Here is an 18110-nt window from a genome sequence, read left to right on the forward strand (position 1 = left end):
AAGGGTTTAAAACAACAACCATGACTTTAGGACCCCTGTTACTTTTACTCTCTGCCCTGCTTCACGCCGCCTGGAATGGCCTGGCCAAGGCTTCTAAAGACAAGGAAAGCTTCCTTTTTCTGACCATTTTACTGAGCGGTTTGCTGACAGCGGTCAGTCTGCCGATCAGCGGGACGGGGTTCATTTTTCCGGACAACCGCGCCTTTGCGATCGCAGTTCTTTCAGGTATTTTTGAGGGGTTCTATTTCCTGACGTTGTCCAAAGCATTGCGAGCTTCAAGCCTTGGCAAATCTTACGCCATCATGCGCGGAGGTGCCATGGTGCTGGTGTGGCTGTATTCCACCGTCCTTTTGGGGGAACGCGCCCACGGCCTGCAGTTCCTGGGAGCTGTTTTTGTTCTTTTAGGAATTCTGGCGATGAACTTCCAGGACCTGCTAAAAGGAAAAAGACAGAGTTTGAAAAACGACATCTGGGCCTATATCAGCGCCGTCTTTATCGCCGGCTATCACCTGGCCTATCATGAGGCTCTGACCGAAAACACCGACCCCAAGCCGCTCTTTTTAGTGGCGATGGTTGTGTCTTTGCCGTTTTTGCTTTACGGAATCCGCAGCGCCCCTTGGCCGCGAATCAAAGCAACCATGACCTCACACCCGGTGCGGGTTCTTCTGTGTGGCACCTTCGCCACGGCATCGTTTTTAATCTTTTTGTATGGCTTAAAGGTCTCGGCCCCCGGCTTTGCGATCTCGCTTAGAAACTCTTCCATCTTTTTTGCGGTTGTATTCTCGGTCTTTTTAAAAGAGTCCCTGACCCGGACACAGATTCTGGGCGCGACCACCATCGGACTTGGAGCTTTGCTTCTAAGCCTTTAAAAAGATCTGGACTGTTTGCATAGTTCAGCGTCTCCTATGATTGTTATTTCACAACAAAAGGAATGCTCACATGAACAAGGTTTATCTTCGTTTCGGTTTGATCACAGCAGCCACAATTTTCACCGCAGCCTGCGCCCACCACCCGGATGTTCGCGCCGGAGCTGACGGCATCCACCGTGTCGTCATTGCCAGCGAAGACACCGATCAAGGTTCCCGCGAAGCCATCCGCCAAGCCAACAGCTTCTGCAAAGAACGCAATCAGACCGCAGCCTTCATCAATGAGTCTTCCAAATACAACGGCGACTACGACGAAAAAACCTATAAAAACGCAAAAAAAGCCAGCAAGGCAGCCCAAGTCCTTGGCAGCGCTACTTACGTTCTGGGCGGCCAAACTGAATCCACCGCCGGCGGCATCGTAGGCCTGGGCGGCGCCGTCGCCGACGGAGTTCTGGGTAACGGCTACAACGTAGAAATGAAATTCAAATGCATGTAAGAAAATGGGCGGGTCGTTGATCTGCCTTTAACACGACGATTTGGGGCCCGAGCAAGGCCCCTGTCGGCGCGCCGTTCGGCACGGCATCCTGCCTCGTCGCTTCCGCCTTCAGCGGAGGGCCATCCAGGCCCCGCGAAGGCCTCTCTCTGGCCGCCAGGGCCCTTCCTCGCTCCCCAAATTTTGCTATTTATGAATGATCAACGACCCTGATTTTCGGCGCCAACCCACAAAGCTCAGTGCAAAAAAAATAAAAGCAAAAAAACCGAGAGTCGCGCGCGCGGGCACGTTTAAAAAAACGAAAGGCAAAATGAATCTAGCACTGAGGGAATTGGGTGGGACTCTTAGGACCCGCCCGGAAGTGGGCCTTCGGTGGCGCAGGATGCGCGAACCGGGACGCAGTCCCGGCACCGACTGAGCACGGATGCGTGCCCACTGGAGTGGCGGGACCTAAGAGTCCCACCCAAGGCCCGCCCCCGCTCGAAGCAACTTGTCTTACGATTTATTTTAAACGCCTGGGTGAATTTGGGCGTAAGTTTTGATGGTGTCGTCTTCGACACGCTTGTACAGGTGGCTTCGGTTCAAGTCTTGGTGACGAGCCACACCCATTGCGCCAATCACGTGCGCAACGGACTCAAGTGTTTCCTGATGGAAATTCTTTACGCGCACGCGTTTTGTCGGAATGTGCAAGCCACGAACCAAGTTTGGATCCTGAGTGGCAACACCCGTAGGACATTTATTGTTGTTACAGCGAAGGGCCTGGATACAACCCAATGCCAGCAGCATGGATCTTGCCGCGTATGTCGCATCTGCGCCCAGACACAACAACTTGATGATATCAAAAGCTGTGGTGATCTTGCCTGTGGCGATGACTTTGATTTTGTCTTTCAAGCCGGCTTTTTTCAGCGTGTCGACAACAATCACCAAAGCATCCATACCTGGCATACCGATATAGTTGGTGAACTCCAACGGAGCAGCACCCGTTCCACCTTCGGCACCATCCACGACGATAAAGTCTGGATACACTTTTTCAACAGTCATCAGACTGACCAGCTCTTCAAATTCATTGCGGTGACCCAGGCACAGTTTGATACCGATGGGTTTTCCCCCGGAAAGCTCACGCAGTTTCGTGATAAAGGCCAGCATGCCACGGCTGTCGCTGAAGGCCTTGTGGCCCGGAGGCGAAATCACATCCTTACCCATTGGCACGTTACGAATATTGGCAATTTCCTGAGTTACCTTTTTCCCGGACAGCATACCGCCGTGCCCTGGCTTCGCACCTTGAGAAAGTTTGATCTCAATCATTTTCACCTGGGGGTGAGATGCATTTTTTCTGAACAACTCAGGATCAAAGTCACCGTCATGCGTGCGGCAACCGAAATACCCCGTCCCGATCTGCCAGATCAGATCGCCGCCCGGCTCCAAATGGTAAGGGGAAATACCACCCTCACCGGTGTTGTGCGCAAAACCACCGTCTTTGGCACCGCCATTCAGCGCCAGAATACTGGCCGTGGAAAGAGAACCAAAACTCATCGCGGAAATATTCAAAAGCGACATGGAATACGGCTGTTTGCACAAATCCGTCCCGATGGTCACACGCAGGTCTTTGCGGTCCACATGCTTCGGGTACATGGAATGGGTCACAAACTCATACCCTTGCGCATAAACGTTGTGCTGGGTTCCAAAGGGAACAGTGTCCAACACTTTCTTCGCGCGCTGATAAACCACGGATCGCTGTTCACGATTGAAAGGCTTTCCATCGGTGTTGGATTCGATAAAGTATTGATTTATTTCAGGTCGGATGGATTCCAGAATATAACGGAAGTGACCGAACACCGGGAAATTCGCCTTGATCGCATGGCGATTTTGATGAATGTCGCGGAATCCCAGCAGGAAGAAAGGCACAAACAGAATCAGAGAATACAGTCCTGGCGTCCAATACAGATAGAACAACACATTCAGACCCAATGCCACCGCAAATGCGATATAAAACTCTCTTCTCATTTCAGCCTCAAGACCCTCTTGCCTTAAAATAAACTGCGCTTTCCGACAAAGTATCGAACACAAAGCACAGCCAATCTAGTCCAACTGGACTGAAAAGGCAAAAGGGAAAGACCCGGTCAAAACCGGGCCTTTCTTTCGTCTTAAAACTTAGAATGTCAGAGGAAAGCTCACACTCAGCAGACCGACCTTATTCTTGAACTTGCCCAGCTCCCCGGTCACCGGACCGGCCTCTTCCAATTTGGAGGTGCCGTATTCCAGATCCATGTACTCAAGATTCAGACTGACGATCAGGATCTTGATACCAACCCCCACTTTGGGCCCCTTGGCACCTTCGAACTTCACGTCCACGCCCCCGTCCTCTTCCGGATCCAGATCACCGCCAAAGATGTATCCGCCCCAGATTCGCAGTCCCGCCACCGGCATCTGTGCCCCGATCACCGCCCCGTAAAGTGTCGATGTCGCTTCGGCTGAGTAGTCCGTGGAAGCGGAGCTTTCGAATTTCGGTTTGGAATAAGAGCCGTCCAGACCGATAAAGAAAACGTCATTGGCATGATAGCCAAGCTTCAGGTTAAATCCCAGGCCCTGCCCTGTTCCGGTGGAGTTGCTCAAAGGCGCTGGCCACTCCAGCTCGTTATCCCCTTTTTCATAGGTGATTCCAGGTTCAATATAAAATCCTGCATAGGCCGGCATGACAACTGTTAAGGCCCATCCCAGAAGTATCGCGCTGATTGCTTTCATAAAAGCCTCCGTTGTGAATTCCAAATGCTTACTTCATATAGACCATGATGACAGCTTTGGATGACTTGGCTTTTTGATTGAAGAAGCCGGTTTCATCCTGAGTGCGAGGAGCAGCCCCGCTGTCTTCCATGGCTGTTTTGGTTTTGGCCGTGTCGGTGTGCATGAATTTCTGAAGGGCGTTCGGGCGCTCGGTCATGTTATAAGTGTTCACAGAGCCCACCTTCAATTCGTCCTTGATAAAGTTCTTCACCGAACGTGCACGGTCGTTGGCCAGACTCACATCCTGCTTGGAGGCCTTGGCCCCTTCCGTCGGATATTCGCGGTCCGCCCAGACAGCAACCTTCAGTTCATCGATTTTTCCTTTTTGTTTGGCTTCATTCACCATTTTTCGAATGTCGTCTTTGGCAGAATCCGTCAGTGTGGATTTGCCTTCGTCAAAAGAAATTTCCGAAACCATTTTCGCGCCCAGGGTTTTTCCGGCGGATTCGGTGGAACTATCCAGAGCAAACGATGTGCTTGCAGACAAAGCCACTGCCAAAATCAAAGAGCCAATCACAGATTGAATGTTCATTTTCATTCTCCTTTGTTGTTGTTAAAATCTTACGACTGTCAGCATCCGTGGGTATTGCATCTCTTGGACCGGGGCTCAGACCATATTATTTTGCAGCTCACAGCCCCGTCGTCCCTAAATGCCCTCCCGCAATGCGGAGTTTTGCCCCGCGGGGATTTATTCCATAATAACCATGACGATGGACTTTGAAGCTTTTGACGGTGCTTTCGCTGTTGTGTCAGTCGTTGGAATTCCCGCCGTCTCCAAATTCTTTTTGATACGGGCATCGGAAGTGTTCAGCATGTCCTGCAACAAATTTGGTCTTTCCGCCATGCTGTACAAATCCACATCCGGAGATCTGTCGTAGGACTTGATATAGTTTTCAATCGCTTTGTTGCGCTCTTTAACCAGCTTCACCTCGGCAGAAGAAAGTTTTTTGGTTTCGGTGGATGGATAGTCCTTGTCACCCCAGGTGATCACTTTGATCTCTTTGATCGTGCCGGTCTTTTTGGCTTCATCAATCAAACGCTGTAAATCCCCTTTGGCATCCGAGGTCAGGGTGCTGGAACCTTTCTTAAAACCAAACTCAGTCACATGAGTCGCCTCTTCCTGAACGGCCACGGTTTTAGCTTCCGTGCTTGGCATGGTGCTGGCGGTCTTTTCCTTGTGGGAACAGGAAACCGTTGCAGCAGCAAACAATGCAATTAACAGATATGTCTTCATGGCTGATCCTTTCTTAGGGTTGTTGAATACCTGAACTATGATCTTTTTTTTTCACAAGGCCTATCTCTTCACGCATGTATATGAACAGACCTTCCCACATGTAATCGTAAAATCTTTGCCCGCATTTTCAGAACTCCGCCTAATGAAAAAAAATAAGGAGATCTGCATGACACCACGACCAAATGAAATTCCCATTCCGCAGGACCCACCCTCAACACAGCCACGCCCTTCGCCAGTGAAAGAACCACCACGTCCCAAGGTCGTGCCGGAAATAGATCCGGGCATGCCACGGGAAAATCCCTCCAAAGATCCCGGCACGCCTCCTCCGAATGAGGGGTGATTGTGTGTGTATATTTGCAAAGACTTTTACCTTCCTCCCACCCCTCAAGGGTCCGATAATTGAGGGGTGAGGTTGCATGACGAAAGTGAAGAATTTCGTATTCACATTCGCAGACAGATTCAGTGACTGCCACACCATGACCTGGGCAGCCTCGGTGGCTTTTTACACCTGCTTTTCCCTGGCCCCGCTGGTGATGATTTCACTGGCAGTGGTGGCCAACCTGGGCCTGGAACTGCAGCAGACGTTTATGAGTGAAGTTTCATCCCTGGTCGGCCCTACCGCCGCAGAAGCGGTGCAAGCCGTGGTGAAAAATGCCAATGACCGTGTGGATCTGATGTCATGGGCAGGAATTCTGGGAACATGCACCCTGGTTCTTTCTGCGGGATTGATTTTCGGTGAAATGCGCGCAGCCCTGACGGAAATACTCGGACACACTGTGGAAGAGGAAGACCTGAGCATCCTGCACGCTTCGATCGCCTACGTAAAAAGCCGCCTGCTGCAGATCGGTCTCGCATTTGGGTTCATATTTGCCATGATGGTTTCACTGATTGTTTCGACTGCATTAAACACGGTCATCCGCGTGGGCCTGCTGGACAATGGCGAGGGGGCTTTCGTGATAAACATCATCTTTTCTTTGCTGCTTTACGTTTTGCTTTTTACCGGCATCTTTCACTTTCTGCCCGTGCCCCGCCTGGCCCTGCGGGACGCCTTTCATGCCGGCATCATCACGGCCCTGCTTTTCGTGATCGGAAAAGAGCTGGTCGGTTTGTATCTGGGAGGCAGCCCGATCACCTCCTCTTACGGCGCAGCCGGTTCCATCGTCGTACTACTGGCGTGGGTCTATTATTCAACTTTGATTGTTTTTATAGGTGCACATTCGATTTATGCCTGGAGAAAGGAGTTTTCCCATGCAGCCACATCAACAGAATAACGCCTCTTTCTGGCAGGACACTCAGGTCCCCGAGTTCCAGCCACTTCGCGAAGACGCATCCACCGATGTGTGTGTGATCGGAGCCGGTATCGCCGGACTTCTGAACAGCTATGTCCTATTAAAAAACGGCTTTCAGGTGACACTCCTGGAAAGGGACACTCTGGGCCACAACGAAACCAGCCGCACCAGCGCGCACCTTTCCAATGTGCTCGACGAAGGACTTTCAAGACTTCTCGACAATCTGGGGGAAGACAATGCCCGAAAGGCCATTGCCAGCCACAGTGATGCCATTGATCTGATAGAAAAAATTGTCGAGGAAGAACACATCGACTGCGACTTCCGTCGACTGGACGGATATCTTTATCTAAGCCCCGAGACGAACAAAGATTACCTGAAAGAAGAAGCCCAGGCCGCAGCAAAACTGGGCTTTAAGGATGTGGAACTGCTTTCCTCACCACCTCATTTCGCCGAGTTTGGTCCGGCCCTGCGCTTCCCCCGTCAGGCCCGCATTCACAGTCTGAAGTTCATCAACGGACTTTTGAAGGCCATCGTGGGCATGGGGGGAAAAATTCACAGCAAGTCTCCTGCGGTGGAATTCAAGGACGGCGCCCTGCCTTCCGTGAAAACCGACAGCGGACACTATGTCTACGCCCGGCATGTCGTCGTCTGCACGAATGTGCCGGTCAATGACCGGGTGATGATTCACACCATGGAAGCCGCCCACCGCAGCTATATTATCGGAATCGAAGTGCCTCACGATGCTTTCCCCGACATTCTGATGTGGGATACCTCTCATCCCTATCACTATGTGCGCAAAGTCGAAAATCATGCCGAAGGAAAGGACCTTATGCTGATTGGCGGTGAAGATCACCGCGTGGGCCAGGAAGATCATCCCGAAGCCAAATTTGAAACCCTGCACGATTGGGCTCTGTTCAACCTCGGCATTTCCGGGCCGATCGCTTACAAATGGTCCGGACAGATCATCGAGCCCGTCGACGGCCTTGCCCACATTGGAAGAAACCCTGGCAATCGCAATACCTATATTGTCAGCGGCGACTCCGGTCATGGGCTGACTCACGCCGCAATCGGCGCCATGGTGATTCGCGATCTGATCCAGCAAAATCACAACGAGTGGACTCACATCTATTCGCCTTCACGTTTTAAAGTGAAAAACCTGGGTAAAGTGATTTCGGCCAACATGAACACATTGGCCCAATACCGCGACCGGATTGCTTTACGCGAAGAACTCAAAAATGTTTCAGCCCATCCGGGTGAAGGACGGCTGGTGCATCAGGGAGCAAAGACATTCGCAGTTTACACCAGCGAAAGCAACGAGACAGTCACTCTCAATGCCGTGTGCCCGCATCTGGGCGGCATCGTGCACTGGAATGACGCCGAAAAAACCTGGGACTGCCCTTGTCACGGATCCCGCTTTGCCTGCACCGGCGAAGTGATCAATGGTCCGGCGATTTCAGGACTTAAACAAGCCGTGATGAAAAAACCACAGGAAAAGGCGGAAACCATCGCCATGCCTGATGAAAGGACTGAATATGAAAAAGCAAAACCGAGCGACACCTCCGCGGAAAGATAAAATTCAGACCCGCGATGCCGGCATTCATTGCTATCATGATCTGGATTCGCAGAAAGAGCTGCAATCCAGCAGGCCTGATATCAACCGTCAGCGCCAAGGCTCCACCGGCTGCACCCAAAGTTTCCGGCCGCCCTTTGATGATGCACGCTTTGGGTCCACGTCAAGCAAGGACATGGACGTCAGCGACAGCAACATCAGCGACGAGGTCGAACAAACTCTGGCGCTGGACGTGGACATCGACATCGCCGACGTGGAGGTCATTGTCACCCAGGGCGAAGTCACTTTGCGGGGAATCGTACCCGATCGCAAGATGAAAAGATTCGTGGAAGAACAGGTATCACGCTGTTCCGGCGTCAAAGACATCCACAATGATCTGCACTTCAAACGAAAGTAGGTGTCCGGGGACCCACCAAGGTCCCTGGTCCTGCATGGTCTCTGACAGAAATTGCGATGTTCTGTACTCTGCCCGCCCGCCCCGCGCGACAATAAAGAAAAACCAAGCAAGGAGGCTTTTATGGCAGCCCAGCATGCAGGAAACCCTGCCACACACTATGGCAGTCCCAAACAACGAAAACCCACATCACCGACCCACAGACCTTCCATCACCGGATCATCGTCGCTGAACTTCAACAGCATCTACCAGCAGGCCGGTGAAATTCTGGAAAGCGGTCGCAAGTACGCCGTGAGACACCCTTATCAGATAATTCTGGGAGCAGTGAGCGTAGCTGGCGTGGGCGCACTGGCGGCTTATCTTTTAAGAAGAAGACACTGAACTCAAAACAACATCATCTGGAGGCATACTATGAAACTCACCGCAATTGTTGTCCTTTCTCTGCTGTTGCCATCGGTCTACGCCGAGGCACAGTACCGATCTTCTGAAACCCAATATCAATCACGTCCTATTCCCACCGGACCGCAGGACCGACGCCCTCAACCCACTCCGCGAACTTCCCAGAGCACTCTGGATCAGGATTGGGACCGACGTCAGGATGAAATGATACGTCGTCAGGAACAGCTTGACCGGCAAATGCGCGGTCGTCAGATGCCACGTGATATCGATTCACAAAATCTGATGCCGGATGGAAGAAGCTGGGACTAAATCCGGGATGTCACCGTCATCCATTATCAGGAGGGTCTTCTTGCAGAAGACCTTTCTTTTTTTTTCATACGGCAGATTTGTTTTCTGAAACATTACTTAAAGGAAGGTGGTCAACCCTGAAATCTCGTCTCAACATCAACGCTCCAACAACAAAAGGAGTATTAAATGAGACATGATCAACGTGAACCTCGCAACTTGCGCAGGGATGAACAACGTCCGTCCCGCCGTGAAGCCTCTGAACGCAGAGACTGGTATGAGCGCGATGAAATGGACGAGCGCTCCGGATACCGCGATGAAGACTATCGTCCCTCCTCTGAATATCGCGATGCTTCTGACTATCGCCGTGACTTTAATTACTCCAATCAGGACTACGGCCGAACACAGGGTTCCCGTGAACTATCCCGTGGCAGCCGCTCTATCGACGGCAATCGCTCCGGCTCTTCCTATGAATCCAGCGCCAGCGGCCGTCAGGATCGCTACGGTTCCTCTGGTGAACAGTCTTACGGGCGCTCTTACGATGACCGCAATGAACGTTCCTGGGATCGTTCAGAAAGATCCGAAAGAGGCTCCGGCTATGAAGCCGGCCGTTTTGATTCCCGTCGCGGGCTTTATGGCACCAGTGATCTGACCCGCCAAGGATCGGACCAATACCGCACCAGTTCCTCTTTCGATACAGATCGTGATCGCTCTTCCGAGCGAGGGTCTGAACGCAGCTCGGAGCGCTCTGAAGGACGTTCCCAGTTCTTCGGTCGCGGTCCAAAGTCCTACAAACGCTCAGACGAACGCATCAAGGAAGATGTGTGCGAAATGCTGACTCGTGACAACAACATCGATGCCGAAGGCATTGAGGTTGAAGTGAAAGACGGTGAAGTCACATTGTCGGGAACGGTGCCTGACCGCCGCATGAAACATATGGCGGAAGACTGCGCCGAAGGCTGTTATGGTGTGAAGGATGTCACCAACAACATTCGCGTCAACCGCGAATCGTCTTCTGAAAAGGACACGTCCTCCACCTCCTCCCTGAGCAGTGAACGTTCCTCAAGTACAACGGGCACAACAGGAACCAGCGGAACGAAGAAGTCCTCTTCCTCCAGCACGTCCACAAACGCCCCGAATCACTAACTCACCAAGGGAGGCCATGACGGCCTCCCTTGCTCTTTCTGAAAAGGAGCCTTTCATGCCTCGCGGAAGCAAAGAAAGCTATTCCAGCAAACAAAAACGCATGGCCCAGCATATTGAAGAGGGCTACAAGAAAAAAGGAGCCTCCACGAAAAAGGCCGAACGTATTGCGTGGGCCACAGTAAATAAAGAAACCGGCGGCGCTGCCAAAAAGAAGAAATCCAGCCGCAAGAAAACCACCCACTAGGGAGCCCCCATGAATCAATCACTGGCCGGTAAAAAGATAGCCATCATTGCCACTGACGGTTTTGAGGAATCAGAACTGATCGAACCCCGCAACTATCTGGACAAGGCCGGCGCACAGACGGTGCTTGTGTCATTAAAGCCAGGTCACATCAAGGCCTGGAAAAAAGGCGAATGGGGTGACTTCCTGGCCGTCGACAAATCCCTGGATGAAGTCGACCCTTCTGAATTTGACGCCCTGATGATTCCTGGCGGAGTCATCAATCCAGACAAACTGCGAATGGATAAAAAAGCCGTCAAGTTTGTACAGGCCTTTGTGGATTCCCACAAACCCATTGCCGCCATCTGCCACGGTCCGCAGCTACTGATCGAAACCGGGATTGTTTCAGGTCGAAAAATCACTTCCTGGCCCAGCCTGCGCACGGATTTGATCAATGCCGGGGGTGACTGGTTTGACACGCAGGTGGTCGTCGATAACGGACTGGTCACCAGTCGTAAGCCCGAAGACATCTCCGCCTTTAGCGAAAAGATGATCGAGGTCTTTTCAATGGGTGATCAGCAATTGAAAGACGCCACGCCCCCTTTATGAGCCCCCCTTGGGAATGTGCTGCATTTTAAGCCTGTACGGGGCAGAGTGTGTTGCGAGAAAGCACCACCGAGTCCGTAAAGATACAGTTTCCTTCACTTTTTTCTTAAAACCGCGCGGTCCGTAAAAGGACCCACGGGTTGCAAGTTGCCAGGACTTATTGGATAATTCTCTCATCCAGTTAACATTTTCCGAGAGAGAAAACTATGAGCATTCAACAAGTTCCATTTATCACCCTGAATCGTTTTGAACCTGGTTTCCGTGATGAGTTCCTGAATGGCGTTGCAAATCTTTTCGATAAAACGCAATTCGTGGGCGGTCCTATTGTTGGCGAAATGGAAGCCAACCTTGCAGCTTACACAAAATCCAAACACGCTATCGGTTGTGCCAACGGCACTGACGCGATCCAAATTGCTTTGCGTGCAGTGGGCGTTAACAAGAACGACAAGGTCCTAGTTCCTGATATGACTTTCTGGGCCACTTTCGAAGCCGTTGTGAACGTGGGCGCGAACCCTGTGACTGTGGATGTAAATCGTGAAACATGCCACTGGGACCTTGCCACTTTCAAACAAGCTGTAGAACAGTTCAAACCCAAAGCCGCGGTGATGGTTCACCTTTACGGCTGGGCTTCTGCTGACACCTTGGAAATCCGCAAATTCGCCAAAGAAGCCGGCGTTCTTCTGATCGAAGACGGCGCCCAGTGCTTCGGCACTGAAATCGACGGCCAGTCCATCCTGGGCACGGCTTTGATTTCCACCACCAGTTTCTATCCGGCAAAGGTTCTGGGTGCTTCCGGAGACGCAGGTGCGATCTTCACGACCAACGATGAATACGCCAAAAACTGCCGCACGCTTATCAACCACGGCAGAACTGATCACTATTCTCACGGCATGATCGGCTGGAACTCCCGTATCGGAGCTTATGAATCTTTGTTCCTGAACATGTCTTTGAAACACATCGATGCACGCATCCAAAGCCGCATGAACGCTGTGAAGTTCTATGAAGAGTCTTTGAAAGGTCTTCCTCTGAAACCAGTCCGTGCGACTTCCAAAGTGAAAGAGAACGGCTACTGCGCCGTTGCGATGATCGAACCTTCTTTGCGCGCTTCTTTGATTGATTCATTGAAAAAAGCCAACGTGGGTTACGGCACCATCTATCCGGGCGCGATGAGCCACCAATCCGGTTCTGCAGGTCACCTGGCTGGCAAGATCGACAACGGCAACGCTCACCATATCTCTCAAGCGGTTTTGAATCTTCCTTGTTATGCTTACATCACTCAGGAAGAGCTTCAGTACGTTTGCGATACAGTCAAGAAGCACTTCTAGTTCTCTTCAATGGCAAAACCGGGGCCCGGGCAAAGTAATTTGCCCAAGGGTCTCGGGTTTTCTTGATTTCCTGCAAAGCCATTTTCAGACTGACGGCATCCCCGCTTTCATATTTTTTCAACTGATTCCACGCCACCGGCAGCGCCACCGAACTTTTATCACGGGCACGCAGTGAATATGGCAGAACACTGGTCGACCCTTTTGAGTTTCGCAGATAATCGACAAATATTTTCCCGTGGCGGATCTTCTTGGACATTTTACTGACAAACCGATCCGGATAACGATCCTCCCAGGCTTGCGCAAGAGCATGGGTAAAATGCTTTACCTCATCCCACGTTGGCCCGGGCTTGAAAGGCACATGAATGTGCAGTCCCTTGCCCCCACTGAGCTTCACAAAACTGCGAAGCCCCAAAGCCTCCAGATCCTTCTTAAACAACAAAGCGGCGGCCACCACGTCCTTCCAGGGCACTCCTGATCCCGGATCCAGATCCAGAACAAACTGATCCGGCTTGGCGGGCGCTTCCGCGCGGCTGTTGCGACCATGGATTTCATAACCACCCATCTGCACAAGTTCCAAAAGACCGCGCACGTCCTTGACGTACAAGGCATCGTCTTTTTCAAAGATCGCCACAGCATCCGCCTTTGCGTTCAAATGCTTTTGAAAGAAGCATTTCCCGGCTGAACCTTCCGGACAGCGCACCAAGGCCAGAAGACGGTTTTCCAGATAAGGCCGCATGCGCTCAGCGATGGCAATGTAGTACTCGGCCACCTCGAGCTTGGTGATTCCCTCGTCTTGGTAAAGCACTTTGTCCGGGCTGGTCAGAATCAACGCGTCGGAAGTGACATCGGGCGCGGGCTTGTCTTTACGAAGCTCGACAAACACCGGAGCCCGCAGGTGCATGCCGTGGGTCCAGTTCGCAAAGCGCACTTCCGCAAGCAATTGCGGCTTCACCCAGATGGCATCTTTTTTCGGTGGATCCCCGGCAGTGAAGGGCTTTTTAGCGGTTTTAATTTTGTCCAATTGACGCTTTAACGAAGTAATATTTTTCTGGTTAAATCCAGTCCCGACCTTGCCAACAAAGCGCAACTGGCCTTTTTCATAAACCCCCAACAACAAGGCCCCAAAGTCGCTGCGACTGCCTTTCCCGGGAACGTATCCGCCAATCACGAATTCCTGGCGATTCAAAAATTTGCTCTTCACCCATTCGCCCTTACGGCCTGAAATGTAGGTGCTGTCCGCTTTTTTTGAAATCACTCCCTCGAGCCCCTGCTTTTGCAACTGCGCCCAGGAACCTTTTGTGAGTTTTATCTCCCGACTAAGTTGCAGACGGCCTTTGCGCTTGCCTCTTAAAATCTGCTGAAGTTTTTTGCGCCGTTCTTTCAGCGGACGATCGCGCAGATCTTCTCCGTTTAACATCAGCAGATCAAAAACGAAGTAGGTCAATTTTTGATCGGGATCAGACTCAAAGTAATTTTGCAGTTTTTGAAAATGACTGACTCCCTTTGCATCCAGAACCACCACTTCCCCGTCCAAAACGGCCGACTGCACATTCAGGCCTGAAACATCATGGGCGACTGTTGTCATCTTGCCAGCCCAGTCATGCCCGGCCCGGGTGTACAACTTCACACTGGTGCCGTGGACATGGGCCTGAATGCGATAGCCGTCCCACTTCACTTCGTGGATCCATTCCTTCCCGTGAGGCGGTTCATCTACCAGCAGGGCCAGCATCGGTTTGACAAATTGAAAGGACTCTTGCGAATGAATTCGCCGTGCCGGGGTCTTTTCGCCAATCAGTGGCGCTTCATACCCGGCCCGGGCATAAGCATCTTCACGTTTGACTAACAACCACTGCACCTGTCTCCCTTGCATGCGCGTGCGAATAAGATCCCAGGTGCCTTTCAGTCTTTTTCCCTTTAGCTCAAATTCCAAGTGACCTTTTTTGAATCCGGCTGCGGCATTGCCTTTGGGAATCCAAACCCCGGTATCCCAGATATAGACCTGGCCCGCACCGTATTGTTTTTCCGGAATCACCCCTTCAAAACTTCCGTACTCCAGCGGATGATCCTCCACTTCAACGGCAAGCCGCTTCAGGTGAGGATCCAGACTGGGACCTTTGGGTACAGCCCAGCTTTTCAAAACCCCCTGCCACTCCAGCCGGAAATCATAGTGCAAATGCGAAGCATGATGTTCCTGCACAACAAACATCAATTGCTCTTTGGCGGGCTTTTTCGCCTTCTTTTGCGCGCGTCCCCGTGGCTCCCGGGTTTTCTTGAAATCCCGCTTTTGATGGTACTCTTTTAAAGGCATAGCTTAAGCCCTTGCCCGGGTTTTGCGACGGGAGGTCTTCTTTTTCGCCATCAGACTTTTTTGCAGCAGCGGCATCAAATCAATGACGTTGTCGGTTGTGGCGATTTTTTCCTCTTTAGCCTCACTGACCCGATGTCCCTGTCCGCCTTTGACTTTGCGCTGAATGGTTTTCATCACATCCTGATAATAGGTGTCTTTGTATTGTTCCGGCTTCCACTCGCTGGTCATGCCTTCCACAAGCTCTTCGGCCATTTTCAGTTCCTTCGGGCTGTAAGACGGTTTTTTTGCCGAAGCTGCCAGAAAATGAACCTGCTTTTCACTTTTAACTTCATGGGAAAAACGCAAAAGCTCCAGCACCAGGTACGGGCCGCGCGGCATGATCAAGGCCAGATGCTGTTTGATCCGGATAACAAGTTTTCCGATGGCGACCTTGCGGGTTCCTTCCAATGCATCCCGCAGCAGGTAATACCCTTTTTCCGCCCCTTTTTGCGGCACCAGATAATAAGGCCGGTCAAAGAACATCGGATCCACCTCATCCAACAAAACGAAATCCTCGATGTCGATGGTTTGTGTGGCTTTGACATTGGCTTTCTTCAGCTCGGCCTCGGTCATGATGACGTAGCGCCCGGACTGATATTCATAGCCTTTCACGATACGGTCACTGGGAACTTCTTTGCCGGTTTTGGCGCTGACCTTCAGATAGCGGATGCGCGAGAGGTCTTTTTTGTCCAGCATGGAAAAATGAACCTCTTTTTCGCTTTGAGCACTCTGCAGACTAACTGGAATATTCAAAAGCCCAAAACTGATTGAGCCTTTCCAAATACTTGCCGCCATAAAGTTCTCCTTTTAAAAAGGACAAACCATCAGTGGCATTTTGAAAAGCCTTAAGGCCGCCTTTTGCCAACAAGCCCCGCTTTGCCCGTCCAGTCCAGTGGGAAAAGACAATCACTCCAGCCGATAGTGAATGGGTTTGCAATGAAAGTGATTTGTTTCCGGATGAGAGCACGCGGTCAGCCCCACATGCAGATCCATTTGCGCTTGCAGCAGAATATAGTCCCCCGCTCGCGCCAAGGGAGGCTGAATGGAAATCAAGCCCAAAGAATCCACAGCCACATTCATAAAAAGATTGAATGTGGTGCCGACTGTGTCACCCTCGACCCCCAGTTCCTGAAAGGCCCGCACCAGATTTTCGTGACAACTGGGATGATAATGGGAGCTTCCCGAAACGATTTGAAACATGCGCAAACTGCAGGGGGTCATCAAAAAATCATGTCGCCCGCAACTGTCCTGCAGAACCGACAACATCACATTGCTGCGGTTGGAATAAAGATCATGACCTTGAGTCAAATAGATGGTGTCGTTATAATCAATAGAGCGCCCACTGGACAACGTTTCGGTGACATCAGAAACTGCATAGCAAAAAAGGTCCGCCACCTGCATATCCTCTGGGGTGACCACCCGAAGCTTTTGGCCCTTACTCATTCGGAATCCTGCCCCTTGCTGGGCGGGAATCCGGCAAAATGGAGAAAGACGACTTACTTCCACAGCTTGCTCCGCAAAATTCCCAGCCCCTTCGTGAAAGGACATTTCCAATCGGGAGGATTGTTACGTCCCGAAAACTGAATGCTTTCCCACGACTCATTGTAAGTTTCAGCCATCGGGTTGACCGACCCCTGAAAGCGCCGATCCCGGTCACGGTTGACTTTCACCATGGCATCGTAGGTCCCCTTTTTCATCAGCTCGGTGAACTGACTGTAAAGATTAAACACCAGAACATTGTAAGGAAGCCGCCTGGAAATGCGACTGGCCGCGGGATGCAGACCCACGACAAAATACGCACTGCCATCCAGACTGAAACAGAAATTCTGTTCCTCGGGATTGTCACTGAACTGAGGATCCCAGCTACCGGCAATAGTTTCGTCTTCCCACAGGGCCGAAAGCTCGCGCCACATCTTTCGTTCGAACTCTTCTTCGGTGTTGGCCCGGTCATTGGGATAGATGGCAAAGTAGCTCAGATAAGGCACCTGACTTTGCCGCTGCTCGTGTTTAAATCGTATCAGGTTCAGCGCAAGGCGATGCCGGGAATCCCCGGTGCCGAAGTCCTCATAGACGTCAAAAGTGTAGTCCCGGTGATGCAGCGCCTGAATAGCGGCCACGCAGGGGTAATGACGTTGATTTATCAGGGATTTAAGGTCGGCTTCAATTTGATGGGTTTCCATAAGGCATTGTCTGTGTCGGTTGAGCCCCTAACAAGGTCGGGCTTCGTGTCTTTCCGCACTCCCGTTCCGACAGAGAATATTGGATGTCAAAAGCCAATAAAGGGTGCTATGGTATTACCCATGCAAAATAAAGTCGTAAAAATCGGAAATATTGAAGTAGCGAACAACAAGCCATTTGTTTTGTTTGCAGGCCTGAATGTCCTGGAATCCCGCGATCTGGCCATGCAAGTGTGTGAGCACTTCGTTAAAATCACCGACAAACTTAATATTCCGTATGTCTTTAAGTCCTCTTTCGACAAAGCCAACCGATCCTCTATCCACTCTTACCGTGGACCGGGCATGGAAGAAGGCTTGAAGATCTTTGCGGAGCTTAAAAAAACTTTCGGCGTGAAAGTCATCACGGACGTTCACGAAATCCATCAGGCCAAACCCGTGGCGGAAGTTGTCGACGTGATCCAGCTTCCCGCCTTCTTGGCGCGCCAGACAGACCTGGTTGAAGCCATGGCCCGCACTGGCGCCGTGATCAACGTGAAGAAACCGCAGTTCCTGAGCCCAGGACAGATGGGTAACATCGTTGATAAATTTGAAGAGTGCGGTAATGACAAAATCATTCTGTGTGATCGTGGTACGAACTTTGGTTACGACAATCTGGTCGTGGATACCTTGGGCTTTAACATCATGAAGAAAGTTTCCAAAGGCAGCCCGGTGATTTTGGATGCGACCCATGCCCTGCAGTGCCGTGATCCATTTGGTGCAGCGTCTGGTGGCCGCCGTGGCCAGGTGGCAGAATTGTCCCGCGCGGGTCTTGCCGTAGGCCTTGCAGGTCTTTTCATCGAAAGCCATCCAAATCCAGACAAAGCCCTTTGCGACGGACCGTCGGCGTTGCCTCTTTCTAAAGTAGAGCCATTCCTGCAGCAAATGAAAGCTCTGGACGATCTGGTAAAATCCTTCCCAGAACTAAACACCGAAAACTAA

Annotated in this window: 20 protein-coding genes; 12 read left to right on the plus strand and 8 right to left on the minus strand. The window is 51.4% G+C overall.

Going from position 1 to position 18110, the window contains the following annotated elements:
* Window positions 1-20 precede the first annotated feature (20 nt).
* Together ACZ520_RS10570 and ACZ520_RS10575 are read left to right on the plus strand one after the other, a co-directional pair.
* Window positions 21-869: a DMT family transporter gene (locus ACZ520_RS10570; RefSeq protein ID WP_088565052.1), complete on the plus strand. Its 849-nt coding sequence runs from the start codon at window positions 21-23 to the stop codon at window positions 867-869.
* Window positions 870-939: 70 nt separating this feature from the next.
* Window positions 940-1362 (plus strand): hypothetical protein, encoded by a 423-nt coding sequence (locus ACZ520_RS10575; RefSeq protein WP_088565051.1) that lies wholly within the window; start codon window positions 940-942, stop codon window positions 1360-1362.
* 504 nt (window positions 1363-1866) lie between these two features.
* Here ACZ520_RS10575 and ACZ520_RS10580 read toward each other — a convergent pair.
* The 4 genes from ACZ520_RS10580 to ACZ520_RS10595 all read right to left on the minus strand — a co-directional run bounded on the left by ACZ520_RS10580 (window position 1867) and on the right by ACZ520_RS10595 (window position 5374).
* The gene (locus ACZ520_RS10580; RefSeq protein ID WP_374033248.1) at window positions 1867-3363 is read right to left on the minus strand and encodes an FMN-binding glutamate synthase family protein; all 1497 of its coding nucleotides are present in this window, start codon (window positions 3361-3363) and stop codon (window positions 1867-1869) included.
* 147 nt (window positions 3364-3510) lie between these two features.
* Entirely contained in the window at window positions 3511-4101 is a 591-nt protein-coding gene (locus ACZ520_RS10585) for an outer membrane beta-barrel protein (protein ID WP_374030414.1), read from the minus strand.
* A gap of 28 nt (window positions 4102-4129) precedes the next feature.
* Entirely contained in the window at window positions 4130-4672 is a 543-nt protein-coding gene (locus ACZ520_RS10590) for a hypothetical protein (protein WP_464125387.1), read from the minus strand.
* Window positions 4673-4828: 156 nt separating this feature from the next.
* Window positions 4829-5374 carry a hypothetical protein gene (locus tag ACZ520_RS10595; protein ID WP_088565046.1) on the minus strand — a complete coding sequence of 182 codons (546 nt, stop codon included), beginning with the start codon at window positions 5372-5374 and terminating at the stop codon, window positions 4829-4831.
* Between the two features lie 416 nt (window positions 5375-5790).
* Between ACZ520_RS10595 and ACZ520_RS10600 the strand changes: the two genes are divergently transcribed.
* The 9 genes from ACZ520_RS10600 (at window position 5791) to ACZ520_RS10640 (ending at window position 12608) form a co-directional block, all read left to right on the plus strand.
* Window positions 5791-6645, plus strand: coding sequence for a YihY/virulence factor BrkB family protein (locus tag ACZ520_RS10600; RefSeq protein ID WP_088565045.1), 855 nt, complete (start codon window positions 5791-5793; stop codon window positions 6643-6645).
* Window positions 6623-8236, plus strand: a complete 1614-nt coding sequence (locus ACZ520_RS10605) for an FAD-dependent oxidoreductase (RefSeq protein WP_464125390.1) — start codon at window positions 6623-6625, stop codon at window positions 8234-8236. The genes ACZ520_RS10600 and ACZ520_RS10605 overlap by 23 nt, the downstream gene beginning before the upstream one ends.
* Window positions 8196-8630 carry a BON domain-containing protein gene (locus ACZ520_RS10610; RefSeq protein WP_464125392.1) on the plus strand — a complete coding sequence of 145 codons (435 nt, stop codon included), beginning with the start codon at window positions 8196-8198 and terminating at the stop codon, window positions 8628-8630. Before ACZ520_RS10605 ends, ACZ520_RS10610 begins: the two co-directional genes overlap by 41 nt.
* A 120-nt stretch (window positions 8631-8750) precedes the next feature.
* Entirely contained in the window at window positions 8751-9008 is a 258-nt protein-coding gene (locus ACZ520_RS10615) for a hypothetical protein (RefSeq protein WP_088565043.1), read from the plus strand.
* 30 nt (window positions 9009-9038) lie between these two features.
* Window positions 9039-9335 (plus strand): hypothetical protein, encoded by a 297-nt coding sequence (locus tag ACZ520_RS10620; RefSeq protein WP_088565042.1) that lies wholly within the window; start codon window positions 9039-9041, stop codon window positions 9333-9335.
* 165 nt (window positions 9336-9500) lie between these two features.
* Window positions 9501-10457, plus strand: coding sequence for a BON domain-containing protein (locus ACZ520_RS10625; protein ID WP_088565041.1), 957 nt, complete (start codon window positions 9501-9503; stop codon window positions 10455-10457).
* Between the two features lie 55 nt (window positions 10458-10512).
* The gene (locus tag ACZ520_RS10630; protein ID WP_416480515.1) at window positions 10513-10701 is read left to right on the plus strand and encodes a hypothetical protein; all 189 of its coding nucleotides are present in this window, start codon (window positions 10513-10515) and stop codon (window positions 10699-10701) included.
* 9 nt (window positions 10702-10710) lie between these two features.
* Window positions 10711-11286, plus strand: a complete 576-nt coding sequence (locus tag ACZ520_RS10635) for a type 1 glutamine amidotransferase domain-containing protein (protein ID WP_088565040.1) — start codon at window positions 10711-10713, stop codon at window positions 11284-11286.
* 203 nt (window positions 11287-11489) lie between these two features.
* Window positions 11490-12608, plus strand: a complete 1119-nt coding sequence (locus ACZ520_RS10640; protein ID WP_088565039.1) for a DegT/DnrJ/EryC1/StrS family aminotransferase — start codon at window positions 11490-11492, stop codon at window positions 12606-12608.
* On the opposite strand, the gene ligD is transcribed toward ACZ520_RS10640, so the two are convergent.
* The 4 genes from ligD to gntA form a co-directional block, all read right to left on the minus strand.
* On the minus strand, window positions 12592-14916 hold the full coding sequence (gene ligD / locus ACZ520_RS10645) for a DNA ligase D (protein ID WP_416480514.1): 2325 nt from the start codon (window positions 14914-14916) through the stop codon (window positions 12592-12594). The two genes, ACZ520_RS10640 and ligD, sit on opposite strands and share 17 nt — an antisense overlap.
* Window positions 14917-14919: 3 nt before the next feature.
* Complete coding sequence (gene ku, locus ACZ520_RS10650) at window positions 14920-15750, minus strand: non-homologous end joining protein Ku (RefSeq protein WP_374030420.1); 831 nt, start codon at window positions 15748-15750, stop codon at window positions 14920-14922.
* Window positions 15751-15861: 111 nt separating this feature from the next.
* A complete protein-coding gene (locus ACZ520_RS10655; RefSeq protein ID WP_464125396.1) occupies window positions 15862-16461 on the minus strand; it encodes a DUF1989 domain-containing protein in 600 nt (199 codons plus the stop codon).
* Window positions 16452-17135 carry a guanitoxin biosynthesis heme-dependent pre-guanitoxin N-hydroxylase GntA gene (gntA, locus tag ACZ520_RS10660; protein WP_088565035.1) on the minus strand — a complete coding sequence of 228 codons (684 nt, stop codon included), beginning with the start codon at window positions 17133-17135 and terminating at the stop codon, window positions 16452-16454. Before gntA ends, ACZ520_RS10655 begins: the two co-directional genes overlap by 10 nt.
* A gap of 120 nt (window positions 17136-17255) precedes the next feature.
* Here gntA and kdsA point away from each other — a divergent pair, with 120 nt between their 5' ends.
* Entirely contained in the window at window positions 17256-18110 is an 855-nt protein-coding gene (gene kdsA, locus ACZ520_RS10665) for a 3-deoxy-8-phosphooctulonate synthase (protein ID WP_088565034.1), read from the plus strand.

Source organism: Bdellovibrio sp. BIS2, assembly GCF_055398295.1.

What these genes read in the sequence shown, in the direction of transcription:
- ACZ520_RS10570 (WP_088565052.1), top strand. Translation starts at nt 21, where the DNA reads ATGACTTTAGGACCCCTGTTACTTTTACTCTCTGCCCTGCTTCACGCC.
- ACZ520_RS10575 (WP_088565051.1), top strand. Translation starts at nt 940, where the DNA reads ATGAACAAGGTTTATCTTCGTTTCGGTTTGATCACAGCAGCCACAATT.
- ACZ520_RS10580 (WP_374033248.1), bottom strand. Translation starts at nt 3,363, where the DNA reads ATGAGAAGAGAGTTTTATATCGCATTTGCGGTGGCATTGGGTCTGAAT.
- ACZ520_RS10585 (WP_374030414.1), bottom strand. Translation starts at nt 4,101, where the DNA reads ATGAAAGCAATCAGCGCGATACTTCTGGGATGGGCCTTAACAGTTGTC.
- ACZ520_RS10590 (WP_464125387.1), bottom strand. Translation starts at nt 4,672, where the DNA reads ATGAACATTCAATCTGTGATTGGCTCTTTGATTTTGGCAGTGGCTTTG.
- ACZ520_RS10595 (WP_088565046.1), bottom strand. Translation starts at nt 5,374, where the DNA reads ATGAAGACATATCTGTTAATTGCATTGTTTGCTGCTGCAACGGTTTCC.
- ACZ520_RS10600 (WP_088565045.1), top strand. Translation starts at nt 5,791, where the DNA reads ATGACGAAAGTGAAGAATTTCGTATTCACATTCGCAGACAGATTCAGT.
- ACZ520_RS10605 (WP_464125390.1), top strand. Translation starts at nt 6,623, where the DNA reads ATGCAGCCACATCAACAGAATAACGCCTCTTTCTGGCAGGACACTCAG.
- ACZ520_RS10610 (WP_464125392.1), top strand. Translation starts at nt 8,196, where the DNA reads ATGAAAAAGCAAAACCGAGCGACACCTCCGCGGAAAGATAAAATTCAG.
- ACZ520_RS10615 (WP_088565043.1), top strand. Translation starts at nt 8,751, where the DNA reads ATGGCAGCCCAGCATGCAGGAAACCCTGCCACACACTATGGCAGTCCC.
- ACZ520_RS10620 (WP_088565042.1), top strand. Translation starts at nt 9,039, where the DNA reads ATGAAACTCACCGCAATTGTTGTCCTTTCTCTGCTGTTGCCATCGGTC.
- ACZ520_RS10625 (WP_088565041.1), top strand. Translation starts at nt 9,501, where the DNA reads ATGAGACATGATCAACGTGAACCTCGCAACTTGCGCAGGGATGAACAA.
- ACZ520_RS10630 (WP_416480515.1), top strand. Translation starts at nt 10,513, where the DNA reads ATGCCTCGCGGAAGCAAAGAAAGCTATTCCAGCAAACAAAAACGCATG.
- ACZ520_RS10635 (WP_088565040.1), top strand. Translation starts at nt 10,711, where the DNA reads ATGAATCAATCACTGGCCGGTAAAAAGATAGCCATCATTGCCACTGAC.
- ACZ520_RS10640 (WP_088565039.1), top strand. Translation starts at nt 11,490, where the DNA reads ATGAGCATTCAACAAGTTCCATTTATCACCCTGAATCGTTTTGAACCT.
- ligD (WP_416480514.1), bottom strand. Translation starts at nt 14,916, where the DNA reads ATGCCTTTAAAAGAGTACCATCAAAAGCGGGATTTCAAGAAAACCCGG.
- ku (WP_374030420.1), bottom strand. Translation starts at nt 15,750, where the DNA reads ATGGCGGCAAGTATTTGGAAAGGCTCAATCAGTTTTGGGCTTTTGAAT.
- gntA (WP_088565035.1), bottom strand. Translation starts at nt 17,135, where the DNA reads ATGGAAACCCATCAAATTGAAGCCGACCTTAAATCCCTGATAAATCAA.
- kdsA (WP_088565034.1), top strand. Translation starts at nt 17,256, where the DNA reads ATGCAAAATAAAGTCGTAAAAATCGGAAATATTGAAGTAGCGAACAAC.